At 45.3% G+C, this 7525-nt stretch carries 7 protein-coding genes; 2 read left to right on the top strand and 5 right to left on the bottom strand.

The window, feature by feature from the left end:
- The coding region (locus B9N86_RS10970; protein WP_208919259.1) for a DUF4183 domain-containing protein at window positions 1–487 on the top strand (487 nt) is incomplete at its 5' end.
- A 583-nt stretch (window positions 488–1070) separates the two neighbouring features.
- Here B9N86_RS10970 and B9N86_RS10965 read toward each other — a convergent pair.
- The 5 genes from B9N86_RS10965 to B9N86_RS10945 all read right to left on the bottom strand — a co-directional run bounded on the left by B9N86_RS10965 (window position 1071) and on the right by B9N86_RS10945 (window position 6474).
- Complete coding sequence (locus B9N86_RS10965; protein WP_208919258.1) at window positions 1071–1469, bottom strand: VOC family protein; 399 nt, start codon at window positions 1467–1469, stop codon at window positions 1071–1073.
- 500 nt (window positions 1470–1969) lie between these two features.
- Window positions 1970–2401 (bottom strand): L-fucose mutarotase, encoded by a 432-nt coding sequence (fucU, locus tag B9N86_RS10960; RefSeq protein ID WP_208919257.1) that lies wholly within the window; start codon window positions 2399–2401, stop codon window positions 1970–1972.
- Window positions 2402–2460: 59 nt separating this feature from the next.
- Window positions 2461–3969, bottom strand: a complete 1509-nt coding sequence (locus B9N86_RS10955) for a rhamnulokinase (RefSeq protein WP_208919256.1) — start codon at window positions 3967–3969, stop codon at window positions 2461–2463.
- A gap of 26 nt (window positions 3970–3995) precedes the next feature.
- Window positions 3996–4655, bottom strand: a complete 660-nt coding sequence (locus tag B9N86_RS10950) for a class II aldolase/adducin family protein (protein ID WP_208919255.1) — start codon at window positions 4653–4655, stop codon at window positions 3996–3998.
- A 28-nt stretch (window positions 4656–4683) separates the two neighbouring features.
- Window positions 4684–6474 carry an L-fucose isomerase gene (locus B9N86_RS10945; RefSeq protein WP_208919254.1) on the bottom strand — a complete coding sequence of 597 codons (1791 nt, stop codon included), beginning with the start codon at window positions 6472–6474 and terminating at the stop codon, window positions 4684–4686.
- 159 nt (window positions 6475–6633) lie between these two features.
- Between B9N86_RS10945 and B9N86_RS10940 the strand changes: the two genes are divergently transcribed.
- Complete coding sequence (locus tag B9N86_RS10940; RefSeq protein ID WP_208919253.1) at window positions 6634–7497, top strand: AraC family transcriptional regulator; 864 nt, start codon at window positions 6634–6636, stop codon at window positions 7495–7497.
- The last annotated feature ends 28 nt before the right edge of the window (window positions 7498–7525 follow it).

The following is a 7525-nucleotide window of genomic DNA, read 5'->3' as shown; positions in this document are numbered from 1 at the left end:
GGGTCCAGAAGGACCGAAAGGTTCTCGGGGTCCAGAAGGACCGAAAGGACAGCAAGGACCCCAAGGTTTAGAAGGAACGCCGGGTCTCCCAGGGACCCCAGGTCCGCAGGGTCTCCAGGGCCCACAAGGAGATCAAGGACCTCGAGGGCGCAGAGGTAAACCGGGAGTTGTGATTATCCCCTCTATATTTATCTTACCGGACGTACAAAGATTTTTTTATGAGCTTGACTCGGATATCGTTTTAGATGCTCCCCTCGTTATTAACGCTGATCAATTTACGGATGATAATGGAAACACCGCAGTATCCTTAGCGGACTCTGGTCCGAACAGTTATACCAATCTATTCATTAACGGTATGATCCAGGAAGGCCGTATATACAAGGTTAATTCTCAGGCTATGATCATTGAATCTCCAGGTGATTATATCCATGCAGGTACTCCTATTATTTTGGAAACTCATCGCTTCACTGCGCAAATCGTATCATGATGTTTATCGATGTACCTCAAGAAGACATACCGCACTTAGCGGTAGTTTTTCTTACGGGATAAAGTTGCAGTTTACTCCGATGTTTATACTTTATTATCTCTTCAAAAACCCACTGATTTCATCGAGGCCACTGAAGAACTTGTAGTTTTTCGGAGCAGTTAAGAGGCAAACATAAAAAGACGACCTTCACTCCCAGTTTTTTTGGGTGAGGGGCGTCTTTTCATTTTCTAAGCAGGCCTGTTTGGTTTGTTTCTTACTTTATCAGCTTCAATATTCGCTTTAGATTAACCGTAAATATGGCCATATCGCCTTGGAGCTCCATCCCTAATAAACCCGAGGATGTGGCTATATCATACCCGTGCCTGTGCTTGAGTTCGCTGTTCTTTGCTTCAATTAATTTTAAAACCTTAAACATGTATAACCCCGTCCTAAAATTAGGACAGGGTTAAAATAAAGTTGTTTAATTTTTGATAAAAAACACTTCACCGAACTTAAAACATAACAATAAATTAGTTTAAAATCTAGGTTTTATTCCATAATAGCGCCCGATAGTGAATTACCTCACACTCCATTTGCAACTAGATTACTCTGGTAGGTTCAACTGCCAAGATACGCCAAACTGATCATTTAGCCATCCGAATTTTTTGCTGAACCCATAGTTATCTATAGGCATGAGTGCTGTGCCATTTTGCATCATTTTCTTATAAAGGCTGTCGATTTCCTCTTCGGTATCACACGTAAGATAGATAGAAAAAGATGGGGTAAACGTAAACTCGTGGTCAATGTAACTATCGATACACATGAACTCCTGCCCCTTTAACGAAAATACAGCTTGTATAACTGTACCTTCTTTACCGGGTCCTTCAGCCCCGTATCGAGTAATGCTTTTAATTTCTGAATCCTCAATGAGTGATGTGTAGTATTTCATAGCTTCTTCTGCAATTCCGCCTTGAAACATTAAAAATGGCGTTACGTTCTTCATATTTAACTTCCCTTTCTTCACATAAATTTTGTTGTTGTCTCTCTGTTTCAACTAACTGTTTAAGTCCCAAAAACATAAATGTAAACCCTAGTGTTCTTCCTTTTTCGCTTTCAATAACTCATTCATTCTTCCATTTACACTCTTATCACTTAATTTTACCCTCTCCAGAACTTTTATATGCTTTGAAATAGCAGCCAAAAGACATATCAAAAGGCTCTGCTAATTCGGAAACTGTTTTTTTCTTTTTGAGTCATCAATTGAATTATTTCTCTTCTTGTTGGACCAGCTAAAGCATGAAATATTTCATTGGCGTTTTTTAAACAACATTATTATTTTTCAAACGACTTTATTGTAAATCAAAAAACTTTATTGTTACTTAACAAATTATACAGAAAAATAGGTACAGTCTCCTCAAAATTTTGGGGAACTGCACCTATTTAGCATAAAGTGAACTTTTTCAGTGGCCTCGATTTCATCAGCGGGTTCTTAATACGAGAATATTATTCTACAACGACACCTTTCTTCAGAATCACGTTAGCGTATAGCGCTTTTTCTCCCGTTGAAACAATGGCATACGCTTTTTTCGCACGGTCATAAAAAAAAAATCGTTCAACCTCTTCTAACTCGATCTCCTCTGAATGGTGTTCTCTCACAATACTTCTGTATTCATCCCAGATTAGTGTTTCCACAGTATCGCCAGGAGTAACAGCCATCAGGGCAACAGGAGACTCGGTATATATATCCAGCGGAAACAATGGCAGAATCGCTCTCAGTAGCTCGGGTATACCGTGTCCATCACAGCGAATCAGGCGCTGCGCATGGCTTGCTGCCGGGAAATTGCCATCACCGAATACAATCTCATCGCCGTGACCCATTTCCATTAATACTTTGATCAGCTCGGGTGAAATCAGGTTCGAAATCCCTTTTAACATCGCTACGCACCTCTTCTCTTAATTGTCATAGCAGGAGCAATAACATCAGAATTACATAATTAGCCTGAACGCAGACCGCGGGTGATTCCGCTGTATTTGGCAAATGCTTCATTCCATTGTTCTGTACTGTGTGGATCAAACGACACTATGGGGAAAGATTTCTTGACAAGTTCTATGCCCTCTTCCCGACTTTTAAGTGTACCGTTCGCAATAAATTGGACAAGCATGTTACCGATGGCGCTGGCCTCAACGGGTCCCGCCCATACCGGTCGTCCCAGAGCATTGGCTGTAAATTGACAGAGAAGTTCATTTTGGATACCACCACCAACCATATGCAGCCCTGAGAACTGGTTTCCGGTGAGCTTCTCCATTCTCTCCAATACCTCCCGGTATCTGAGGGCAAGACTCTCCAATATACAACGAACAATATCGCCCTTGCTGTGCGGAACCGGCTGTTCCGTCTCGCGGCAATAGTTCTGGATGGCTGTCGTCATATCCGGAGGATTCATGAATCGCAGATCATCCGGATCAATGAAGCTACGGAAATGCTGAGCCCCTTCGGCCAGTTCTACAAGATCACCGAAAGTGTAACCTTCCCCTTCACGGTCCCATTGACGTTTGCATTCCTGCAGAATCCACAGCCCCATGATGTTCTTCAGCAGTTGAAAAGTTCCGTAAGCTCCGCCTTCATTAGAGAACCCAAGCTCTAGTACATCCGGGTGAATAAGAGGTTCACTCAGTTCCGTACCGAGAAGTGACCATGTACCGCACACCAAATACGCAAAAATCGGAGAGTTCGCAGGTACGGCCACTACAGCAGATTCCGTATCGTGAGAAGCAACAGCGACCGCCTGAATAGCTGGAACATCAAGCTCCTTGCACACGAAGTCCTGAAGATGTCCAATGATCGTTCCTGGTTCCACAGGATCTATGAACATGGACGGATTAAGACCCAGTTCTTCGATGAGCTGCGTGTTCCATCTTCTGTCCTTCACGTGATACAACTGTGTCGTTGTTGCCATTGTAAACTCACATACCTGCTGTCCCGTAAGAAAATAATGAAGCAGATCCGGCGTTAACAACAGCTTATCAGCAATATCCAGCTTCGGAGAACGGTCCTCCACCATCGCATGTAATTGATAAATCGTGTTAAACGGCATGAACGCCAGACCACTCTCATCAAATAAACGCTCTCTACCAACCTGTGCACATGTCTTCTCCACCATACCGATCGTTTGCGTATCCCGGTAATGATAAGGAATGCCTACGAGCTCTCCATTTCTGTCGATAAGCCCAAAGTCCACGCCCCATGTGTCCATGCCATAACTTTCCGGTGTGTACCCGGATTGAAACGCCTTCTGAATGCCATTCTTCACTTCCTGAAAAAGCGTAGCTATATTCCAGTGCAGGTGATTTCCGAATTGGACCGGAGTATTGGGGAAACGGTGAATCTCGGTAATTTTGAGCAGTCCCGGCTGTCCCTTTTCCTGCTGGATGATCTCTCCGATTAACGCCCGGCCGCTGCTTGCCCCCATATCAAATGCCAGTACCGCAGATGTATCGTTCATCAAAAATGCCACCCTTCAAGAAAAGATTACTTCATCTTTTGCAGCAGCTGAATACGGTAATCCTCACTCTCGAGCGCCGCAATATCGTCCACTTCCTGATCACTTAACGGCTTAGGCGTACCAGCTGCACGGGCGCTCAAATAAATTTTCGCGCTTTCCTCAACGACTTGGGTACGGTAGTAAGCTTCCCGAAGATTGCGCCCTGTCGTAACCAAACCATGGTTCCCGAGCAGGATCGAGCTTGCTTCGGTCACTTTCTCAGCTACTGCATCGGCCAGCAAATCTGTTGTCGGAATGATATATGGGATGTAGGAAGTTCTGCCGACAAGGGCCGCCTGGTCAGGAAACATAATAGGAAGTTCCTGCTCAATCAGTGTAAAAGCTATACAATGCGATGGATGGGTATGAACCATGGCCCCCATTTCCGGTTTCGCCCGGTAACCGTACAGATGCATAAGGACCTCAGAAGATGGTCGTAGACCGATATCCGTAATAGCTCCTGTTCGAATATCCACCTCGATCCATTGCTCCGGTTCGATTTCCTCTAACGCGAAGCCGCTCGGAGATAAGTACATCTTATCTCCGGCTCTCGCACTGATATTTCCACCTGGTCCAACAACCAATCCGTTATCCACGATTTTGCGAGCATATTTGCAAAGCTCGTTTCGTGTATCTATGTTTTGCATAAGATTACTCCTTTTCGTCAACTCCAGCTTATTTATAAAGCGGACCGAAATTTTGACATGCACGGAAATCTGCGCTTTCCAAGTGCTCTGTACCGAACATGCCCCATGCTCTTGGACGGAACACCTTATCAGCAGGGACATTGTGCATGTTGACCGGAATGCGGAGAATAGACGCGAGCGTAATCAGGTCTGCTCCGATGTGTCCATAACTTATCACACCATGATTCGCTCCCCAGTTATTCATCACTTCATATACACTTGTAAATGCACCTGTGCCTGTCAAATTCGGTACGAACCAGGTAGTCGGCCATGTCGGATCCGTCCGCTGATCGAGCGTATCATGCACATGCTCAGGCAGATCAACTGAATAGCCTTCCGCGATTTGCAGCACCGGACCGAGTCCCTTCACCAGATTAAGCCGTGACATAGTCATAGGCATGCCCCCGCGGGTCAAATAGTCGGTAGAGTAGCCTCCACCTCTGAAATACTCCAGAGAAGCTGGTCTCCATTGTGATGCTTTCAACGTTCTTTCAACTTCCTCGTCCGTAATTTCCCAGAAAGGTTTCATGGCAGGCTTACCATCTCGCTCCTGTTCACCCGTACCGTCTAAAGCCGCAGAACCGGAGTTAATCAGATGAAGAATTCCTCCTTCTGCTTTTCCTTCCAGCTTGTATCCCGTAACACGTTCCACTGAAGCCGGACTCCAGTACGTTCTGACATCCGCAAAGATTTGCGCAGTGTTCGTCAGCAAATAACCGAACAGCATATTCACACCATTCAAGCTGTCGTTCTCGGTAGCAACAATGTAAGGGGAACGTTTACCATTCCAATCAAACGATGAATTGAGCATCGTCTCCAGGAAGTCACCATTAGGTGAATGATCTGTCCATTGTCTCTGCCCTTGGAAGCCGGAGGCAACTGCTCCATGGCCCTGAGCCTCTTCCGCAAAACCGAGCTCCACCAAACGAGGGTTTCCGATCATCAGATCACGGGTGATCAGTGTCATTTTGACAACCGTTTCCCATTCCAAGTCTTTTCTCTCGCGGCTGCTCTGCAGATGCTCCGGATTGTTGTCCTTGCCTTCCTTACAGCTTTCCTTCACCCATTTTAGCGCCGCCTCATATTCCTCCGGATCATAGATCCCTTCTTCCAGTCGGCGAGTAAATTCACTCATATCGACATATTCGTTGCGCATGCCAAGATACTCCTGGAAGAACGAGTCGTTCACGATAGAACCGGCAATACCCATCGAAACGGAACCCATCGATAAATAAGATTTTCCACGGATGTAAGCTGCGGAAAGCCCACTTCCTGCAAAACGAAGCAGCTTCTCCTGAACGTCATCCGGAATGACGCTATCTCCTTCATCCTGTACGTCCTCACCGTAAATGCCGAACGCAGGAAGACCTTTCTGCGCATGGGCTGACAGCACAGCTGCCAAATAAACCGCTCCTGGTCTGCCGGTTCCGTTAAATCCCCATACCGCCTTCGGAAGTGTCGGATCCGTATCCATCGTTTCTGTACCATAACACCAGCAAGGAGTGACGGTAATGGTCAGACCTACTTCGGAGTTCTTAAATTTTTTTGCTGCCGCTGCTGCTTCTGCTACACCACCGATACAAGTATCGGCGATCACACACTCCACCGGTTCGCCATTCGGATACCGCAAGCTATCGGATAACAGCTTCGCAACCGACTTTGCCAAATTCATCGTTTGGTCTTCAAGTGATTCGCGAACCCCCTTTCTTCTACCGTCAATCGTCGGCCGTATGCCGATCTTCGGAAATCCATCTCTCCATCTGTAATCGTTTTCAATCATGATTTGTTGCCTCCTTAGAATTTACTATTATAGATTTATTGTAATAAGGTTTGAGACAGGCGATAACCCACTATATTGTTGTTTCCTGACAACAAGACAGCAATAAAACTGAACATTATTATATAATGAATTTATATTGGATTTTTGGAGGGACTTAGGTTGCCTAAAATCGAAATACCATACAGCAAGAGTGACCAATTCAGCTTTAAACGCAACCCGGAGCTCCTTTTTGCTGGTCAGGTTGTAGATGAATTTTTCTACGGGCCTCCGCAGATCCACGATTATTGTGAAATCATTTATATTGTCGAAGGAAGCGGAGAGTTTATTATCGGCGGCAAAACCTATGAGCTGCATCAAGGGGATGTAGCCATATATAATCCGGGAGTACCTCATGAAGAGCGTTCCAGAGCATCGGGACCTTTTAAGGTCATATACTGTGGTGTGGACAACCTTCATATCGATGGTGTTCCGCAGGGGATGCTGCTTCCTCCTTATGTCGATCCAGTCATTTCATGTGAGAAATATGCCTATAAAGTGGAAAGCTATCTATCCGAAATACTTCAGGAGTGTGATTCACAGGTACTGGGATATGAGACGCTAAGTACAAACCTGCTTATGTCTCTCATTACGGTCATCTACCGCATTGTAGATGTGAAGCATCAATTCCAGTCACTTAAAGGGAAGAACGAAATCGCCCTTCGAACGAAACATTTTATTGATAAAAATTACACACAGAGCATCAGCCTTAAGGACATAGCCGATACACTGTATGTGAGTCAGCACTATTTGTCCCATCTGTTCAAAAAAGAGCTCGGCGACTCTCCCTTCAACTACCTTATATCTCGTAGAATTGAAGAAGCCAAACGCCTACTGGCAAACTCCGACAGCCCTGTGCACGAAGTGGCCTCCCTTGTCGGCTACGGGAACGAGAAATACTTTTCCATGCTGTTTAAGAAAGTTACAGGACAAACACCGAGTTCATTCCGGGACCAGGAACGCAATGATCAATCGAACAAGAACTAAATAACAGACAAGGAGTCAGCTTGAAGGG

Origin of the sequence: Paenibacillus uliginis N3/975 (assembly GCF_900177425.1) — a bacterium.
Lineage (GTDB): Bacteria > Bacillota > Bacilli > Paenibacillales > Paenibacillaceae > Paenibacillus_AQ > Paenibacillus_AQ uliginis.
This window is presented reverse-complemented; position numbering and strand designations above follow the sequence as displayed.